General features: G+C 41.9%; 11 protein-coding genes, 5 pseudogenes and 1 other annotated feature. Of the genes and pseudogenes, 4 read left to right on the forward strand and 12 right to left on the reverse strand.

Translation table 11 applies throughout. From position 1 onward, the window contains the following. The 7 genes and pseudogenes from FTU35_RS06785 to FTU35_RS06815 form a co-directional block, all read right to left on the reverse strand. Positions 1-1,064: pseudogene (locus FTU35_RS06785) on the reverse strand (IS3 family transposase); the annotation flags it as partial. A 71-nt stretch (positions 1,065-1,135) separates the two neighbouring features. After that, a pseudogene (locus FTU35_RS06790) lies at positions 1,136-1,537 on the reverse strand (hypothetical protein); the annotation flags it as partial. A 136-nt stretch (positions 1,538-1,673) separates the two neighbouring features. Next, positions 1,674-2,564: a LysR substrate-binding domain-containing protein gene (locus FTU35_RS06795; protein WP_373686815.1), complete on the reverse strand. Its 891-nt coding sequence runs from the start codon at positions 2,562-2,564 to the stop codon at positions 1,674-1,676. Positions 2,565-2,617: 53 nt separating this feature from the next. Beyond that, positions 2,618-3,970 (reverse strand): MFS transporter, encoded by a 1,353-nt coding sequence (locus FTU35_RS06800; RefSeq protein WP_154320199.1) that lies wholly within the window; start codon positions 3,968-3,970, stop codon positions 2,618-2,620. A gap of 54 nt (positions 3,971-4,024) precedes the next feature. After that, entirely contained in the window at positions 4,025-5,314 is a 1,290-nt protein-coding gene (gene salA, locus FTU35_RS06805; protein WP_154320198.1) for a salicylate 1-monooxygenase, read from the reverse strand. Positions 5,315-5,528: 214 nt separating this feature from the next. Then, positions 5,529-6,101: a recombinase family protein gene (locus tag FTU35_RS06810; protein WP_154320197.1), complete on the reverse strand. Its 573-nt coding sequence runs from the start codon at positions 6,099-6,101 to the stop codon at positions 5,529-5,531. Between the two features lie 37 nt (positions 6,102-6,138). Next, a pseudogene (locus tag FTU35_RS06815) lies at positions 6,139-6,844 on the reverse strand (IS6-like element IS1006 family transposase). A gap of 182 nt (positions 6,845-7,026) precedes the next feature. On the opposite strand from FTU35_RS06815, the gene FTU35_RS06820 reads away from it, so the two are divergent. Further along, the gene (locus FTU35_RS06820; RefSeq protein ID WP_154320196.1) at positions 7,027-10,485 is read left to right on the forward strand and encodes an MASE3 domain-containing protein; all 3,459 of its coding nucleotides are present in this window, start codon (positions 7,027-7,029) and stop codon (positions 10,483-10,485) included. A gap of 65 nt (positions 10,486-10,550) precedes the next feature. On the opposite strand, the gene FTU35_RS06825 is transcribed toward FTU35_RS06820, so the two are convergent. After that, positions 10,551-11,255, reverse strand: a complete 705-nt coding sequence (locus FTU35_RS06825; RefSeq protein ID WP_032073143.1) for an IS6-like element IS1008 family transposase — start codon at positions 11,253-11,255, stop codon at positions 10,551-10,553. 152 nt (positions 11,256-11,407) lie between these two features. Here FTU35_RS06825 and FTU35_RS06830 point away from each other — a divergent pair. The 3 genes and pseudogenes from FTU35_RS06830 (at position 11,408) to FTU35_RS06840 (ending at position 13,736) form a co-directional block, all read left to right on the forward strand. Next, a pseudogene (locus tag FTU35_RS06830) lies at positions 11,408-11,599 on the forward strand (VF530 family DNA-binding protein). Between the two features lie 570 nt (positions 11,600-12,169). After that, positions 12,170-12,472 (forward strand): helix-turn-helix transcriptional regulator, encoded by a 303-nt coding sequence (locus tag FTU35_RS06835; RefSeq protein ID WP_070153706.1) that lies wholly within the window; start codon positions 12,170-12,172, stop codon positions 12,470-12,472. Between the two features lie 4 nt (positions 12,473-12,476). Further along, complete coding sequence (locus FTU35_RS06840; RefSeq protein ID WP_154320193.1) at positions 12,477-13,736, forward strand: type II toxin-antitoxin system HipA family toxin; 1,260 nt, start codon at positions 12,477-12,479, stop codon at positions 13,734-13,736. A 65-nt stretch (positions 13,737-13,801) separates the two neighbouring features. On the opposite strand, the gene FTU35_RS06845 is transcribed toward FTU35_RS06840, so the two are convergent. From FTU35_RS06845 to acs, 4 genes and pseudogenes are all read right to left on the reverse strand, one after another. Beyond that, a complete protein-coding gene (locus FTU35_RS06845) occupies positions 13,802-14,359 on the reverse strand; it encodes a hypothetical protein (RefSeq protein ID WP_154320192.1) in 558 nt (185 codons plus the stop codon). Positions 14,360-14,489: 130 nt separating this feature from the next. Beyond that, a pseudogene (locus tag FTU35_RS06850) lies at positions 14,490-15,736 on the reverse strand (IS3 family transposase). Then, positions 15,332-15,448, reverse strand: a sequence feature (AL1L pseudoknot). Its footprint overlaps the pseudogene before it by 117 nt. Positions 15,737-15,783: 47 nt before the next feature. Further along, positions 15,784-17,094: a DUF3375 domain-containing protein gene (locus FTU35_RS06855; RefSeq protein ID WP_228274483.1), complete on the reverse strand. Its 1,311-nt coding sequence runs from the start codon at positions 17,092-17,094 to the stop codon at positions 15,784-15,786. Between the two features lie 193 nt (positions 17,095-17,287). Further along, complete coding sequence (acs, locus tag FTU35_RS06860) at positions 17,288-19,231, reverse strand: acetate--CoA ligase (protein WP_131261198.1); 1,944 nt, start codon at positions 19,229-19,231, stop codon at positions 17,288-17,290. Positions 19,232-19,436 lie beyond the last annotated feature (205 nt).

Below are 19,436 nucleotides of genomic sequence, written 5' to 3' on the forward strand. Positions count from 1 at the left end.
TTTGTTAGCTTGATGTGGTCTTTCATGGTTGTAATGCCACAACCAGTTTGTTGCATAATCTTGTACTTCATCCAAAGTATCAAATAAATGCTTGCTCAGCCAACTATAACGTATGGTCCGATTATAGCGTTCAATATACGCATTCTGCTGTGGCTTACCCGGTTGAATATATTCAATACGAATACCGTGCTCAGTAGCCCAGCGCACAAATTCGTGACTGATAAATTCGGGACCATTATCGCATCGGATCACTAACGGTTTTTCTCTGCACTCCAGCAATTGATTCAACGTACGAATAACCCTGATTGTGTGCAATGAGAACCCTGCTTCAATGGCTAGGCCTTCGCGGCGGTAATCATCAATCACATTCAATAATCGAAACTTGCGACCATCGGAAAGCTGATCATGCATAAAATCTAATGACTAAACCTGATTTTCTCGGATTGGTTCTTTCAATGGTTCAGGCGCATGCCGTTTTAGTCTTCTTCTCGGTTTAATACGCAGATTCAGTGCCAACTCACAGTAAATGCGGTAAACCCGCTTGTGATTCCAGCAGCAACTCTCAACATGCCGTAAATACGAGAAGCACAAACCAAAGCCCCAATCGGAATTTTCCTCAGTGAGTTCAATGAGCTGTTCAGCAATGAGAGCATTGTCATCGCTGAGTTTGGCTTGATAGCGGTAGCAGGTTTCACTAATGCCAAATGCTTTACAAGCCAAACGAATACTAATGGCATGCTGGGCAACTGCCTGTTGTGCCATCTTACGCCGGCAAGATGGCTTTACCCTTGCGCAGCAGTGCTGCTCATTGCCATCGCTTCCTGGATGATTTCGGCCTTTAATCGCTCTACCGCATACATCTTTTTAAGTCTGGTATTTTCGGCTTCTAGCTCTTTCAGTCGAGCCATTAATGATGTATCCATACCACCATATTTGGCACGCCATTTATAAAAGGTAGCATTACTCATGCCGTGTTCACGGCAAAGGGTCGCTACAGGTGTGCCAGATTCTGCCTGTTTCAAGATGGACATGATCTGACTGTCAGTAAATTTAGATGTTTTCATGCAGAATCTCCTGCTCGTATCTTAAGAGAAAATTCTACTTTTAGATCCTATTATTTTTAGGGGGGATTACCATCAATCACTTTCATTTTTTCAAAAATGAAAATAGGACGTTGACGCTTTAACAGTTGCTGCAGTGCTTCAGGATCATCCAGAGAATCAATTAATTCTTTTGCACGAACCACAGTAAGGACTTTATCCAGACTGCCACGACATACAGGAAAGAGACTGTGAGGTACAGATAACACCTGCTCACGGATTTTTTCCAGATCATCTTCTACATCCACCCAGGAAATCTGGTGACGTGGTGTCATAATCGAGGCCACCGAACGTTCGGCGAGGGTCAATACCCCACCGATCATATAACGTTCTTCATCAACAAAAGCTTCCTGTGCTTGCGCATGCTCTGCAGTTTGTAAGGTTTCAATACGGCCACCCATCATTTTAAGGATGGAATCCGCAGTACGATGACGTAGCGCAGCAAACCTTTAGCTTTTTTGAATTTTATTATGGAAAAATCTGAGCAATTAACACGTGAACTTGGCTTGGTATAGTTAATGGAAACGATTTTGTTTCCATATTCTATCAGAAGGATGGATAAAGCTGACCAGACTATAAAGACTGAAAAATTTCTCTTAACGTATGGATAAACCAGGTACGAGCCTCTAAATCATCATGGTGGTTGTACCAGTTGGCACTGACATTAAAGGTTTTAACCGTAAAAGGTAATTCAAAAATATTGACGTCACTATTACGTTCATAGACGCGTGCAGCACGTGAAGGTAGGGTCACCAGTAATTCCGAATTCGTCACGACATCCTGTAATACACTGAAATGTGGCACTTCCAGCATGATATTCCGTTTCAACCCAAGTTCTTTCAGCCTTTGATCAATTTCAATATGGCCGGTAGAAGATTTAATCGCAGCATGTTTCTCGTGTAAATACTGTTCTAAACTCAATTGATTCTGAATACGTGGATGCTGTTTATGAGCAATACACATATATCGTTCTTCAAATAAATTGCGTGATTCAATCTTGGGCATCACGGTATAGCTGCTATTAAACACAGCAACATCCAAGAAACCTTCAATCAGCCATGCTTCCACTTGATTTGAATGAATTTCTTCAATTTCAACTTTTATAAAAGGGGCTTCTTTAGATAGATATAGAATCAGTGAAGGTAATAAACAGATCTCACCTAAATCGGACAGACCAAGACGAAAGGTCCGAGTTGAAGTTTTGGGATCAAACTGTTGTGTCGCTGCAATGGCAGTTTCAATTTCAGCAACTGACTGACTAAAACTCGGATATAAAATCTGGGCCAACTTGGTGGGTTTGACGCCAAATTTGTCGCGTTCAAAGAGTGGATCATTAAGAAACTTACGTAAACGATTGAGATTGTAGGTCACAGAAGGCTGACTTAAATTAAGCCTTTCGGCTGCATGACTAATATTTTTTGTTTCGTAGATGACAATAAAAACTTTAATAAGACTCAGATCAATCAATTTTAATATTCCAATATCAATCAGGGAGGTTACCCTCCCTGAATCAATCTTTAAGCTTGTACAACCACAGCTTTTAATTTTTTCTGTTTCAGACGATAGTGAATCATTGAAACGCTAATCACTGCAATCATACATGGGATAGCCAGAGCAATAAAATTATAAGTGAGCGGTAAACTCAAACTCAGCAACCAACCACATAAAATTGGACCTAAAATTGCACCTAGACGCCCTACTCCTAAGGCCATACCTAAACCCGTCGCGCGAATATTGGATGAGTAAAATTGTGACATATAGGCCAATAATAAAATCTGCCCGCCAATAGAAGCTGCCCCTGCAACTGCGATACAGATATAAAGAACAAAAGTCGGTAGACTGTAGCTCAATAAGAACAAGGCAATTGCACCACTAGCAAATAATGTACATAACACCTTGGCCAAATTAAAACGATCTGCCAGATATCCACCAAAAATCGCACCTAACATACCACCAATATTGAGTGCAAAAAGGAAGACTAAACTGGTCGATAAATCATATCCCGCCTCAACCATGAGTTTTGGTAACCAGTTGCCTAAGGCATAGACCAGGATTAAAGCCATAAATACACTGGTCCAGAACAATAAAGTCACAGGACCACGATTCTCTGCAAATAAATCTTTCACTGGTGACTTAGATACAGCTTGATTCTCATGATGCAGGATAATCTGCGTCTGGTTGTTATACGTGATACTGCTATCAATTTGTTTAAGGATCTGAAAAGCTTGTTCGGTTTTTTTGCGTCGTACTAAATAATCAATAGATTCGGGTAGCAAATACCAGATCACCGGTAACAGCAATAGTGGTAAGCCTCCGATGATAAACATGATTTTCCAGCCAAATTGCGGCACTAACCACATTCCTAATAGTGCTGAACACATCCCACCCACTGCATAGCCACTAAACATCAGTGAAACGAGCGTTGCACGTAATTTTTTCGGTGCATATTCAGTCATCAGGGCAATCACATTCGGCATAACTCCGCCCAAGCCGAGACCCGCCAGAAAGCGAAAGATACCAAAGCTCTGTGGATTAGTTGCATAGCCACATAACAAGGTAAAACCACTGAACAAGAAGATACAAAGCGCGATGAGTTTTTTACGGCTAAACCCATAACTTTCTAACTTGTCACTCAAACTGCCAAAAATAATCGCACCAAACATCATGCCGAATAAGGCAACACTGCCAAGAAAACCCGCAGTGATAGTATCTATTTGCCATTCCTTCATGAGTTTTGGCAAGGCAACACCATAAATCACCAGATCGTAACCATCAAAAATAATAATTAAGGCACTCAGTAAAATCACACGCCAGTGAATTGCTTTCAATCTGGCCTGATCTATAATTTCATTCGCATTAATACTTTGCATAACTGACCTCCCTGGTCGAAACATTGTGCAATTTTTTTATTTTAATTTAGTAACTTAACCAGCCATTCTGATTTTATGCTGTAGTTCTTTTTGCAACGACGTTATAGCTGTTTCAATGTCTTGTTCAAGTGAGTGCTGCCATAACCAATCAAAGCGATGAGCTAAATGAGCGCCAATCTCCTCAAGACTCGGATATAGTGGTGAATAAAGTTCATAAATCTCACCCGATTCATGCGAGGTATGCTGAACTTTTACAGCACGCTCTAGACGTACTTCTTCATAAATTCCAGATACTAATTTGATGGTTTCACGCGTCAGCTGTCGATTAGCCAGCAAATTGGCCAGGATCAATGCATCCTCTAATCCTTGACCGGCACCGGCACCCTGATGCGGTAACATGGCATGTGCAGCGTCACCAATCACAATCACATTGTTTGTCTTATTTTTATAGGTCTCTAATGGCTGAATTTCATGCAGTGCCCAAAGCGTTGGAGCTTCAATTAAATTCAGTAATGCCTGACAACTATCACTCCAGTCCGCGAAATCTTCGAGCATCTCGTGTTTGGAAACGGATTTTGTCCAAGGCGTATTTTCAGGCAAGACAGTTTGCGTACGGTCAGACTTAAACGCGACAATATTGATTTCTTCCCCCTGACGAATCGGGAAGGTTAAGATGTGTTTGTCCTTACCCAAGAACATTTGCGGAACGTCAGCTAACTCTGGATCATTACCGAGTTCTTTGATGGCCTGCTGAAAATCCTTAAACTTAATAATGCCGCGATATGCCCATGTACCAGAAAATTGAGGCGTGACGCGTGGAAGATTATGAGAATCCAGAACATGATCGCGTACCACTGAACGGATACCATCGCAGCCAATTACATAATCGCATTCAACTTGTTGCCCATCAATAAAAGTAATTTTGGCTTGATCAGCAGTCGCATCAATCTGCTGTATACGTTTATTAAAATGTACGTTGGATAAAGGGACGAGAGGAATTAAAGTATCTAAAAAATCAGCACGATGAACAGAGGATTGACCTACTTTGGGAGCGACAGAAGCAGATAAATATTCATCGGTATAGCCGTTCCGCCACTGGAACCAGATATCGGTATAAGGAGCTTTTACCTTATCGGCAATAGTTTCGTATTCTTGACCTAGACCCAGTAAATGGATGGCTTCTACAGCATTTGCACCGAAAGAAATTCCCGCACCAATTTCTGAAAATTGTGGAGCAGATTCATAAAGATGGACGTCTAAGTGTTGATACTTTACCAATTGGGTCGTAAGTGCCAATCCTGCAATACCACCACCAATCACAGCAACTTTAATTTTATTGTCCATTTTAGTATTCCTTACTAATTTCCTTTGAATTCTTATCATTCTTCATTTTTTACTTTTAATCCAATTTATATTTTTTCACTTATAATATCTAAAATTCTGATATTAATAAGTAAGCATAATCCATCTTGATGGGATGATTCGAGAAGCCTTTGAGGAAGCTTCAAAACGAGGCTGTATCATGTCTAGGATACTGGGAGCAGTCCAATCTAGTGACCTAATTAATTTTTTTCAAATACCGATAAACAGCTTGCCGGCTGATATCAAATGCTTTTGCCAGCTCAACTTTGGATGAATACCTTCCTTCTTTCCAGTCTTTTTGTAACGCTTTGGCCTGATCGGGATTCAATTTATGTACACGACCTTTATATTTGCCCTGAGCTGCTGCAATTTTAATCCCTTCTTTCTGACGTTCTAAGATAATTTCTCGCTCAAATTGAGCAAAAGCACCCATGAGCTGCAACATCAGGTTATCCATAGGCGTAGCCTGAGCCGTGAAAGTAATGTTCTCTTTGACAAACTGGATGGCTACTCCTCTCTTTACGAGCTGATCAACTTCAGTAACTAAATCTTTCAGACTCCGGGCGAAACGATCCATGGAGTGAACAACAATCATGTCTCCTTCACGAACATAGCTCAGCATTTCCTGAAATTTCGGGCGAGCAGTATTTTTTCCAGAGGCCTTATCGATAAAAACCCTGTCGACTTCGACTCCTTCAAGTTGTCGTTCAATATTCTGGTCAACAGAGCTGACTCTGACATACCCGATCTTATGGGCACTGTTGCAAATAGAGATTTGAGTCGATGATGTTCCCTTTAAAAAGTACTTAGAGACCGAAAACCCTGTTGATTAGACACACTTCACCCTGAGGCTGACCATAATAAAATGACGATGCTTGTCCTTTACGTAGTGCACGCATGACTTCAATACCTTTAATTGTGGCATAAGCCGTCTTCATAGATTTGAATCCTAATGTGGCCCTGATGATCCGCTTTAGCTTGCCATGATCACATTCAATCACGTTATTTTTATACTTAATCTGCCTGTGCTCAAGGTCTGGTGGACATTTACCTTCCCGTTTTAACCGTGATAAAGCACGTCCATATGTGGGTGCTTTATCCGTGTTGATCACTTGTGGAATTTGCCACTTCTTCACATTATTTAAAATTTTTCCAAGAAAACAATATGCTGATTTGGTATTACGTCTAGAAGAAAGATAAAAAATCAATGGTATCGCCACGTTGATCGACTGCACGATACAGATAAGACCATCGTCCATTCACTTTTACATAGGTTTCATCAATATGCCACGAGCTCAGATCTGTAGGATTACGCCAATACCAGCGTAAACGTTTTTCTATTTCAGGAGCATAACGTTGAACCCAACGGTAAATAGTCGTGTGATCAACATTCACACCCCGTTCGGCCAGCATTTCCTACAGTTCACGATAGCTAATGCCATATTTACAATACCAGCGCACAGCCCAAAGAATGATTTCGCCCTGAAAATGCCGACCATGGAAAGGATTCATATGCTGCACCTTTAGCTAAAACAGTCTTCAGCTTACCATTCGTGGTTATTTGCAACAGTGCCCTTTTTATCTACCATGTTCTTATCGAATTCAGGTTAATTATCATGTAAATTTTAACTGGAATAAGATACTTAACAACTGAATTACATACGACTATTCACGAATTTTATTGGGGGAAATTTATGTCTAAATCATCTAGGGAGTTATTTTCACCGGATGTATTCGATCTCAAGTCGTTTATTTCTCCTTATATGATGATCATTCCTCCGACGATTTTTGCCTTGCTGATCTGGTGGACCAATCAAAGTTTTGGTTTTCTGTTTACCCATACCCTGGCAGAACTAATTTCCATCATTATTGCGCTTACAGCGCTGATCGTCACTGTGGTATCGCGGCATTTTACTAAAAATTATTTTGTGGTTTTCATAGCCATCGCTATTGGCTGGTGTGGCTTTATAGATTTATTCCACACCTTGCTCTACAAAGGCATGCAAATTTTTCCGGTAGATAGTGCTAATCAGGCCACGCAATTATGGATTGGCGCCCGCCTGTTGCAGGCCTTTGCCATGCTTGCCGCACCGTTCATGCTGACACGTATGATCAAGCTAGCCCCGTTAAATTTGTTTTTTGGTCTACTCAGTGTCGGAATTGTCAGTGCAGTGATGCTGGGTTTCTTCCCCACAGCCTTTATTGATGGGCAGGGCCTGACCTCTTTTAAAATTTATAGTGAATACCTGATTATCGCGGTGCTAGCAATGGCACTGGTACTGGTATGGCAGAGCCGTAAATATTTATCCACCCAACTGGTATTTGGTATCAGCTTGTCTATGCTGGCCATGATGGCCTCTGAATTTGCCTTTACCCAATATGTGTCTGTATATGCCGATGCCAATCTGCTGGGACATATTCTGAAAGTCTATTCCTACTGGTTTATTTATATGGCGCTGGTCGAGTCGACCATCAAAGAACCTTTCGGCATGTTGTCCAAGGCAGCCAGTACCTATGACACCATTCCGGATCCGACCTATATTGTCAGTTCCGACCATACCATTCAGCAGGTCAATCTGGCAGCAGCCAGGCTGCACGGCATTCCTGCGGCACAATTGACCAGGCGCTCTGTCCATGAACTGGTACATGACCCTCGTGTACTAGCCGCGGATTGTCCGGTCTGCTCCCGACTGCAGCAGACACCGCAAGAATTTTTAATTCAGTTGTCCTTGCCCGATCATAAAACGGTCGAATGTCATGTCGCGCCTTTTGCAAAACACCTGGACAAAAAACCGGTCTGGGTCATGGTGATGCACGATATTACAGACCGTCAGTTTTTACTGCAGAATCTGCAGCAACGTGTAAAAGAAGTGCGCTGTCTAAACGAGATTAATCAGCTTTGCAACAGTACACAAATCGCTATGACCGAGTTATTGAATAAAGCGATACAAATCATTCCTTCCGGCTTTTCTTCACCGGAGCGGATTCATCTGCAAATTAACAGTGACTGGGGTATTTGGGGGGAAGCACCTCCTGCTCAGGCTATTTGTTTACAGTCAGCTTTTGCCGATGACAGCCAGCAATTTGGCAGCTTGACTGTCTGGTATGATCCGTTGACACCGGCAGCAGATGCCGCTAATTTTCTGGATGAAGAACAGAGTTTAATCGATCATATCACCATTCAGATCACCCAAGTATATACTCGGTTACAGTCCCAGGATCGGGTGGCACGTTTAACCTATCTCTATCAGTTGCTTAGTGAAACCAATCGGGTCATTGCCCATAGCCAGAACCAGCAGGCATTGCTGACTGAGTTGCAGCAGGTGTTGCTGAACTTGGGTGGTTTTGCCAAAATTGTGATAGCACTTAAGGCTGATGATCAGGCTGACAGTCCACTAGTGATACAGTTCCATCATAATGTCAGTGCCAATATTTTACCGACGTTGCAGACTGTCTTGCAGCAGGAGCAGAATCCTCCGTTGAATCATGTGAAAAATACTGGCCCAGATGTGGATGTCTATAGCTATGCCTTGGTCAATGCTCCTGATGCGCATATTTCTCCAGAATACCGGGCGTGGAGACACTATTTAAAACAGGAACAGGTGCACCAGGCGGCATTGACTCCGTTGCTGTTTAATGGCCATTTCTGGGGGCTGATCGGGCTGTACACCACAGGTCGGGTAGAATTTGATCAGGAGCAAATTCAGCTGCTACAAAATCTCTCCAGAGATATTTCATCTGCACTGGAGCGTTTTTCCGCCGAACAACAGCGCAAAACTGCCGAATCTTATTCCCAGCAAATGGAACAACGTTTCCAGCAGGTGTTTTTGCAGTCTCCTGTGCCGATGCATATTATTTCCATACAGGATGAACGCATTCTTGCAGTCAATTTAGCCTATGAAAAATGGCTGGGATATCGCCTGGAAGATTTTCAAAATCAGGATGCCTGGCTGAAAAAAGTGGCGCCGAGTGCAGAGCAAAGACAGTTGATGCAACAGAACTGGGAAGAGGCATTGCAACTAGCAAAAAAAGGCAACCCGGTGCAATTTCCTGAAATTACGCTGTTAGCAAAAGATGGTAGTCAGCGCATTGCCCAGCGTACCATGTCGATTGTCGGCAATGATGTGATTCTGGTCTGGAATGATCTGACCGCAATCCGGGAAACGGAACAGGCATTACAAGACAGTGAGCAGCGCTTCCGAAGCATGGTAGAACATACCGTGGTCGGAGTGTATGTGCTGCGCGACAATCAGTATCTCTACGTCAATCCAAGTTATGCCAACATGCTTGGCTGGTCTGCTGCAGCGCTCATTGGACATGATATTCTGGAGTTTGCCGATGCAACGATAGACATCCTGGCACTGATTCACCAGGAGCAGGATCAAGCTTCGGAATATTTGGGCATGCCGCCTATCGTTGCGTTCCGTCATCAAAACGGTCAGATCCGGGAATTTGCCCTACATGCACGTTGCATCACTTGGGACGATGGCATGCCTGCCACGATTGTCATGGCACTAGATATTACCGAACAAAAGCAGGCACAGGACCAGATTACCCGACAGCTAGAACAGTTGGAAGCCACCATGTATGGCACCTTGCAGGCAGTATCTATCATGGTGGAATTACGCGATCCTTATACCGCGGGGCATGAGCGTCGTGTAGGGCTGATTGCTAGTGCCATTGCCAAAGAAATGGGCTGGGATGAAAAACGCTGCCTGCAGATGGAAGAAATTGGAATGGTACATGACATCGGCAAGATTTCCATTCCTTCTGAAATTCTGACTAAACCTACTCGTCTAACGCATCTGGAAATGGAAATGATGAAAGGCCATGCACAGGCGGGTTATGAGATTCTCAAGAATGTTCCTTTCAATATTCCAATTGCAGAAATCATTGGTCAGCATCATGAACGCATGGATGGAACGGGCTATCCTAATGGTTTGAAAGGGGAGGAGATTCATCCAGAGGCACGTATTTTAGCGGTAGCCGATGTGATTGAGTCAATGGCTACGCATCGCCCATATCGTGCTGCTTTGGGCATAGATGTTGCACTTTCTGAAGTTTTAAAAGGGCGTGGAACAATTTATGATACGGAAGTTTGTGATGCAGCAGTACGTTTAATCAAGGAAAAGGGATATGTGCTGCCAAGTTAAACAGGCTTGATCAGGCACTGTTGCAAATAGAGATTTGAGTCGATGATGTTCCCTTTAAAAAGTGCTTAGAGACCGAAAACCCTGTTGATTAGACACACTTCACCCTGAGGCTGACCATAATAAAATGACGATGCTTGTCCTTTACGTAGTGCACGCATGACTTCAATACCTTTAATTGTGGCATAAGCCGTCTTCATAGATTTGAATCCTAATGTGGCCCTGATGATTCGCTTTAACTTACCATGATCACATTCAATGACATTATTTTTATACTTAATCTGCCTGTGCTCAATATCTACTGGACATTTTCCTTCTCGCTTTAATCGTGATAAAGCATGGCCATAGGTCGCTGCTTTATCTGTATTGATGACCCGTGGAATTTGCCATTTTTTCACCGTATTGAAGATCTTTCCTAGAAAACTATAGGCTGATTTACTGTTCCGTCTAGCGGAAAGGTAAAAGTCAATTGTATGACCCCGTTGATCAACTGCACGATACAGGTAAGTCCATCGCCCCTTCACTTTGATATAAGTCTCATCCATATGCCATGAATGTAAATCTGTAGGATTACGCCAATACCAGCGTAACCGTTTTTCCATTTCTGGAGCATAACGCTGAACCCAACGATAAATTGTACTGTGATCCACATTTATGCCTCGTTCAGCGAGCATTTCTTTAAGTTCACGATAGCTGATGCCATATTTACAATACCAACGAACAGCCCAAAGAATGATTTCACCTTGAAAGTGCCGACCGTGGAAGGGATTCATCTGCTGTATCTCGAAATAAATAAGATATTTAGCTTATCATGTCAGCCTATTTGCAACAGTGCCGTTTTTCCTACCTGAGCTAGGTCATAATTGCTTCCTTTGCCAAATACGATTGATCCAATCAGCCACTCCACGGCAAAAAACTTGCTGACATTTTGGATGAATTATTGGATTACTAAGGTGGCTTTGAAGACTTAAGTCGCAAAATTGAAATTAGATATTTTTGCATAAACCCAAGTGTTAAATCATCATTACGATTCTTGCGTACTACACCATAGGCACGTGAAAAAGTAGAAAGCTTATATTTGTACGTCTTTCGTCAAAAGGCCAAACAGAAACCGTAGCCTCAGGCAACACCCCCTCTCATCATAAAATTATACCCGTCAGTAAAATACTCTTAGATTAAGAATATGTATGTTGGTTATTATTGTTGATTATCACAATAAATTAGTGACCAAAAATCAAAGTACCCCACCCTACTTTAAATTACGTCACACAAAATAAAAACTCTATATAACTGTTATATATAGAGTTTATTAAAGTACCAATTATGTTATTTAGTGTATTTTATGTCGGTGACTCTTGCCAAGGTTGGGGTCGCGAGTTCGAGTCTCGTTTCCCGCTCCAAATTCAAAAAAACCCTCATCGAAAGATGGGGGCTTTTTTATTGATTTTATATTATGTTATCCCCAATCATACTTTCTTTATTATCTTTTATTTCACAGTTTCGGGCCCCAAATACGACATATTCGTAGGTAGTTGCAAAAAATAAATGCATTAAAATCATTAGATTTCTTTAATCCAATAGAATCTCATCAGCCAATCAAGCATCTCATTATCGACCAACTGGCATAATTTCATAAATCCATTTTTTTGTGTTTTAATGGTGATATCACAATGTAAAACACAATATTATGGATTTAATATTCAAAAAACCTGAAGAAGTTGTTGCTTTATTATGTGAGAGGCTTCGTAAAGAACGTCTTTATCTGGAAATGACTCAGGCAGATGTTGCTGCGCGTGCGGGTATTGGTGTGAATACTGTATCTAATCTAGAAGCTGGTCGAAATGTTTCATTTGAAAATTTAGTACGTGTTGCCATGGTGCTCGGCCGATTAAAAGAATTAGAGGAACTTTTCAAACCACATTTAAATAGTGTAGATGACATGCTCCGCTATGAGAGTAATACGGCTCGCCAACGTATCAAAAGGAAATGAATCCATGCTCAAAAAACTTGATGTTTACTACAATGGATGGGGCGAATATTGGCTTTGGGGCACACTAGTTTCCTCAACTGCAATCACAGGTCGACCATTGATTGCTTTTGAATACAGCGCAGAAGCAATTAGTAAAGGTTTAGAGCTTTCATCTTACCTACTTCCGCTAAAAGGTGACCCATTAAGAAAGAACTTTCCTGCACATCAAATGGGATTACCAGGCCCTATATACGATGCCTTACCCGATGGCTGGGGCATGCTCCTGATGGATCGCTTATTTAAAAAAAATGGACTTAATCCAGCACGAGTTGGGCCTTTAGAACGCCTCACGTATATTAGTACACATGCAATGGGGGCATTATCCTTTGAACCTTCAGCATCCGAGTTAACATTAGCTGAAAATATTCCATTGCTAAGACTCGCTCAAGAAGTTCAGGAAGTTCTCAAAGGAGAAGGTGCCGAATTTTTACAGCATTTATTAATTATGGGCGGGTCTCCACAAGGTGCAAGGCCAAAAGCACTTGTTTATCGTGATCCTGTCACTAATGAATTCTCAACAGTTCACTCACATCAACATGAAGCTTGGCTGATCAAATTTCCCGCTCAGCAAGAGCATCCTGAAGTTTGTGCAATTGAAACTGTTTATGCAGAATGTTTGCGTCATTGTCATATTGACACCCCAGACACCCAATACTTCACTCTTCCGAATGGCCTAACTGCATTTGCCTCAAAAAGATTTGACCGCTGCGATGGCATGCGCATCCCTATGCAAAGTTTAGCTGCCTTTACAGGGGCTGATTTTAAATCACCTGGGAGTTTAGACTACAGCAACTTTCTTCGTGCTACACACTTTTGTACCAATGATATTCGCGAAAAAGCGATTGCATTCAAGCGCGCTGTTTTCAATGTGGTGTTCAATAATCGAGATGATCATTGCAAAAACTTTTCGTTTTTAATGTCTCAAAATGGACAATGGAAACTCGCCCCAGCCTACGACGTTACTTTCTGTGAAGGCCCAGGTGGATATCATCAAATGGATATTATGGGTGAAGCACTGGATATTACTCGGTCTGCCATTGTCAAACTGGGCATTCAGGAAGCAGAGCTTTCTATTCAAGAGGTTGATGAAATGATTAACTCAATTTGCGAAGTTGCCAGCCGATTTACGAAGATTGCTCATGATCTATTACCTGAACAAATTAGATCTGAAACTCTCCAAATGATCCAAAATAGGATTGAGCAGAATATTCATTTATTGAATTGAATATAAACCATCCGATTTAATCAAAAGCAATCTGGAAATACATATAAAATTTAATCAATAACAGATCAGTGATAAACCCCGAACCCAAGATGGTATATCCACTGCGGGCTTTGGTCATTATAAACAGACAAAGACAACTTACATCCCTCTTGCACTGCAAGCCCATACTCTAATGTTAGCTCCTTGAGTTGCGCAGGTGATAAACTCAACCAAGCATTATCAGGAGCTGGTTCAATATTAAAAGTGACACTTTTAACAGCTTGCTCATATTTTCCAGTCTGAATATTCAGTTCTACGGAATCTGGAAAATGCTGATAAATAGATAATTCATCATCCTCAACATCAAAGCTATATACTTCCTGATTTTGCATATCTCTTAGACATGTATCTTTATATAACTGTTCCGTTAGCAAAGCTGCATTCACCTGAATATTAGAAAAGAGTTGTTCACCTTCTGAAGCAAAAAAGTCCTGATTAAACTTTTGAATTTGTTCATCATCATATTTTGTAAAGTCGCAGGTATTGGCATTGAATCTAAGTCTGGCATCAACCACCAGTTCATTATTAGACCAAGGCAAAAGTTGCGATAAATCTTGCGATTTATATTGTTTTTTGGTGTCCACATAACCTTCATAACCAGGCCGATTAAATACCGCCTGCTTTTTTGGCTGAGTTCTATCTTTATTTGCACAGTATTTATAGTTAAATTGTGGATGAACCGTACCGGGTTTGTCGGAGACTTTTTTATTTAAGTTAGGCCACCTGACCTAACGGGTTAATCTTATCATAGTACATTGCTTCAAACTCAAAAGGTGATACATAACCCAGTGCACTGTGTACACGCTTTTTATTGAACCAATCTACCCAGTTTAGTGTCGCAAGTTGTACATCCGCTAAACCTTGCCAATCCGCTTTTAAATATTCAATCACCTCTGTTTTGTATAAGCCATTCACCGTTTCAGCCAAAGCATTATCGTATGAATCACCGGTCGTACCGACTGATGCTCGTAAATTTGCTGCTTCTAAACGATTGGTATAACGAATGGAAAGATATTGCACGCCTCTGTCACTATGATGAATCACGTTCTTTGGCATGCCTCGATCATGCAATGCTTGCTCCAGTGCATCGAGCACCATATCTGTATTCATACGTGTTGATACTTTCCATCCAACAATTGCTCGCGAGAACACATCAATAATAAAGGCGGTATAGACCCAGCCTGAATGAGTTTGAATATACGTGAAGTCAGCGACCTGAGAAGCACTGCTTCGCAAGGGTCAGGATGATCTGCATTAAAATTGCGTTTTACTAAGTCATCTGCTCGTTTTTGATCATCTCGGCTACGGGTGGTTTGTTTATTCTTACCACGCCAAACACCTTGTATACCTAGCTTCTGCATCAATCGAGCAACTGTACAACGTGCGATAACATAACCTTCACGTTTCAATTGTTGCCAGACCTTACGCACACCATATCGACCTAAACTTTCTTTCCAAATACGTTTGATTTGCTCTGCATGATGTAAATCATGCAGAGCACGTTTCGCTCGATGTTCTGGATTGTCAGCGAGATCTAAAGCCCGATAATAGGTCGAAGCTGCAATCGGTAAAATTCTACAAATCGCTTCAACACCATATCGATCTTTATTGTTCTGGATAAAATCCACCATTATTTGTGTGGGCGGTCGAGCTCCGCCTGGGCGAAAAAAGCGGCTGCTTTACGTAGAATTTCATTGGCACGTTTTAATTCTTTAATTTCACGTTCCATTTGCTTCATTTTTTCTTGGTCAGATATCTGTTGTACTTTGGCAGGATTTAGTTGATCCATATGCTTTAAATACCAAACACGCAATGTTTCAGGAGTACAACCCTTGCGCAGCATGCTGCTCAGGTGCAATAGCTGTGATTGCAGCCCAAGTAGAAGGATAATCTTTTTCAGATTCAATCAATAATTGAACCGCTCTTTCTCTGATTTCAGGGGTATATTTTGGTTTTGTCATTGGAACATTCTCTCAAGAAAGTTGGTCTCCGACAAACCCGGTACGGTTCACAAGTAAGCAACAAGCTCTTCAAGTCCCGCTTGTACAGGATGTTCCTGTGTTAAATGGGCAATACTCATCACCCCTTTCTGTGCGAGCGTTTGATATACTTTTTCAGCAACAGCACGAACCCGTACACTGTCTAAGTACTTCAGCATCTGATCACTAGGTTCAGTCTTGTTTTGTTGCTCTTCGACCTTACGCGTATCCATATGTTCTGTGGGACTTTTTAAAGCAAGACTTTCAGGCGAATTCAGCTGAATGGAACCCACGGCTAAATCTACTTGTACTTCTGTTTTTAAATCACACTCTGATTGCAACAACGCCACTGCATTTTTTTCTAATTCCGACAGAAACTGATCAATCAACCGGTTTTCCAATGCTGCACCACTTTCAATATAAGCTCTCAAACCTTCTTCTGTACGACGTCGGACTTGGAAAACTCGGCTACTTTCGCGTCCTAACTCACGCATTAACTGACCTAAATATTTACGTTGAGATTCGCTTAATTGTTGTGCAATAGGATGATTCAAAATACTGCGTAACTGCTCTCTAAACTCAGTAGAACGATCTTGATCCTGAAGTAATTGACAAAACCCATCAAAAGCACTGCCTGCATCACTTTGGGCAAGCAACTGCTCTTTTTCCATTAAGCTCAGCAATACTTCTCCACGTGAATAAGCACCACTAATCATATCTAGACGCAACTCTTTATCTCGTAGACGAATCTCATCTTCGACCCGTCTAAAATCGCCTGTAAGAATGGAAGCAAGTTGATAAATTTCTCGTATTCTTTCTTTTTGTTCTGATTCTTCTAATTGTGTAACAACACCCGCCAACAAAGCATCTATTTCATTTTGAATCACTAATTTTTTTTGTTCGAGCAACTCCACTCGTTCTTCAATATTTTCACTCAATGCGACCACAAAATCACGAACCGCATCCTGCACAATTCTTAAATGTGATGCTGTGGTATGGGTTGCTCGCTCATCCAAGCCCTGACAAAAACGTAATACGGTTTCGCTAATATCCGTTTTACTCAGCTTGCCATCTATTTCTCTGAGCCAGCCTGAATGAATCCAATGATTTAAATAATGCGCTGCATTATTTTCTGTCTGCCAAATACCCTGCTCACGACTAGATTTAATCAACTCATCCAAGACATTTCTTGCACGGCCATAAGGGACTTCATTTTGTTCTGCAAATAAGTCAACAATGAACGCTAAAATATGTGGTGCGTTATCTGCTCTTAATAATTTCCAAATTGAGTTTTCATGATATAAACGCCGATACTTGGCCTGTAACCCTAGAATATTCATGCCATTCCACATCATCTGTATGATGGTTATTTATTCTACAGTTATTTTTTAATCACCCAAGCAAATTACCAAGCAAGACGACACGAGTTGTCGCATAAAGTAAGATGATATAAACAATCACCTTACTTCATCGAAAAAAATAAAAAAACAAACCTTATCTAACTTCTTTGTGTACAGTGACAGTAACCTTAACCTACCTCTCCCCATACACCGTTGCAATCAAATGCTCCACCACTTGCGGCTCAGCCAAAGTCGAAGTATCTCCTAAACTATCCAATTCATTCGCTGCAATTTTCCGCAAAATACGGCGCATGATTTTACCTGAGCGGGTTTTAGGTAAAGCAGGTGCCCAATGCAGCGCATCAGGCGTTGCCACAGGCCCCAAAATTTTGCGAACCCAATTGACTAATTCTTCACGCAATTCCTCTGACTCGGGTGTACCAACTTGCAAAGTTACAAAGGTGCAAATCCCCTGTCCTTTAATCTCATGGGGCATACCCACCACTGCCGCTTCAGCCACAGCTTCATGCGCTACTAGGGCACTTTCAATTTCCGCAGTACCTAAACGGTGCCCCGAAATATTCAAGACATCATCCACACGCCCTGTAATCCAGTAATAGCCATCTTCATCACGGCGTGCACCATCTCCTGTAAAATACGCACCCGGATAGGTCGAAAAATACGCTTCAATAAAACGTGCAGGGTCGCCCCAAATACCGCGCATTTGCCCTGGCCATGAATCTTTCATAATTAAATTGCCTTCGGTCGCGCCTTCCAGTTCATTACCTTCGGCATCGACAATAGCAGGTTGCACGCCAAATAATGGGCGGGTTGCCGAACCGGGTTTCAGTGGCGTTGCACCCGGCAATGCTGAAATTAATATGCCCCCAGTTTCGGTTTGCCACCATGTATCTACAATTGGGCAACGTCCTTCACCTACTACGTTGTAATACCAGTTCCATGCTTCAGGATTAATTGGCTCACCGACTGAACCAAGTAAACGCAAGCTGCTGCGGTCACTTTCACGTACAAAACGATCTCCCTCTCGCATCATGGCGCGAATGGCAGTCGGCGCGGTATATAAAATGGTGATGTTGTGTTTATCAACAATATGCCCTGTGCGCGCCCAGCTTGGATAGTTCGGCACCCCTTCAAACATCACGGTAGATGTACCATTCGACAATGGCCCGTATAAGACATAAGAATGCCCTGTAATCCAGCCTACATCTGCGGTACACCAAAACACATCATCCTGTTTCAGGTCAAAGACTTCTCGGAACGTGCTATTCACATAGGTCAAATAACCGCCTGTGGTATGCAAAACACCTTTGGGTTTTCCAGTCGAACCCGAAGTATATAAAATGAATAATGGGTCTTCGGCATTCATCGGCTCGGGTGGGCAGATGTCATTGACCGACATAATTTCCATGTGATACCACACGTCGCGTTCAGGTAACATCTCAATAGGATTTCCTGTACGGTGCACCACAATCACATTTTGCACACAGTCGGTACCTGCTACTTTTAGAGCAGCATCAACATTGGCTTTTAAATAAATTGGCTTGCCACCACGCATGGCCGAGTCTGCAGTGACAATTAACTTGGCCTGACAGTCTTCAATTCGGCTAGCCAAAGCATCGGGAGAAAAACCACCAAAAACCACACAATGCACTGCACCAATCCGCGCGCAGGCTAGCATGGCAATCGCAGCTTCGGAAACCATTGGCATGTACAGCACCACCCGATCACCTTTTTGCACCCCGTTCTTTTTCAGCACGTTGGCAAAACGACAGGTTTCATCATGCAAAGAAGCAAAAGAAACCACTTTATGCCGAGATGGATGATCTCCTTCCCAAATAATTGCAGGTTTATGCGGATGTTCTTTTAAATGACGGTCTAAGCAATTGGCACTGACATTCAGTTGCCCATCGGCAAACCATTCAATTTTAAAATGCTCGGGGTCAAAGTTGGTATTTTTGACTTGGGTAAAAGGTTTAATCCAATCTAAGCGTTGGGCCTGCTCTGCCCAATAAGTATCAGGGTCATCTATAGATTGTTGATAGCGTTGAAAATATTCTGCCTCAGTGGTGCGGGCAGTCTTTTTAAATTCATCTGGAACAGGATATACGTCTTTCATCTGCTACTTCCTTGATGTTCTTGCATCTCATCACGAGATGTATGCCACGTTATTGATTATTATTTCTGCATATTCACAGTATGAACTTTCTTTTTTATGGCTCACCATTCGGCTTTAGTCGCATAAATTTTATACAAACAATAGCATGCCAAAGCGTTGATCGAATGCCATATTCTTGCATTCATACTTTCAGGTTTACATTCCA

Source organism: Acinetobacter sp. YH12095, assembly GCF_013419245.1.
GTDB lineage: Bacteria > Pseudomonadota > Gammaproteobacteria > Pseudomonadales > Moraxellaceae > Acinetobacter > Acinetobacter towneri.

Excerpts from the sequence above, each read along its gene's own strand:
- FTU35_RS06800 (WP_154320199.1), bottom strand. The coding sequence starts at position 3,970 with ATGCAAAGTATTAATGCGAATGAAATTATAGATCAGGCCAGATTGAAA.
- salA (WP_154320198.1), bottom strand. The coding sequence starts at position 5,314 with ATGGACAATAAAATTAAAGTTGCTGTGATTGGTGGTGGTATTGCAGGA.
- FTU35_RS06820 (WP_154320196.1), top strand. The coding sequence starts at position 7,027 with ATGTCTAAATCATCTAGGGAGTTATTTTCACCGGATGTATTCGATCTC.
- FTU35_RS06825 (WP_032073143.1), bottom strand. The coding sequence starts at position 11,255 with ATGAATCCCTTCCACGGTCGGCACTTTCAAGGTGAAATCATTCTTTGG.
- FTU35_RS06835 (WP_070153706.1), top strand. The coding sequence starts at position 12,170 with ATGGATTTAATATTCAAAAAACCTGAAGAAGTTGTTGCTTTATTATGT.
- FTU35_RS06840 (WP_154320193.1), top strand. The coding sequence starts at position 12,477 with ATGCTCAAAAAACTTGATGTTTACTACAATGGATGGGGCGAATATTGG.
- FTU35_RS06855 (WP_228274483.1), bottom strand. The coding sequence starts at position 17,094 with ATGAATATTCTAGGGTTACAGGCCAAGTATCGGCGTTTATATCATGAA.
- acs (WP_131261198.1), bottom strand. The coding sequence starts at position 19,231 with ATGAAAGACGTATATCCTGTTCCAGATGAATTTAAAAAGACTGCCCGC.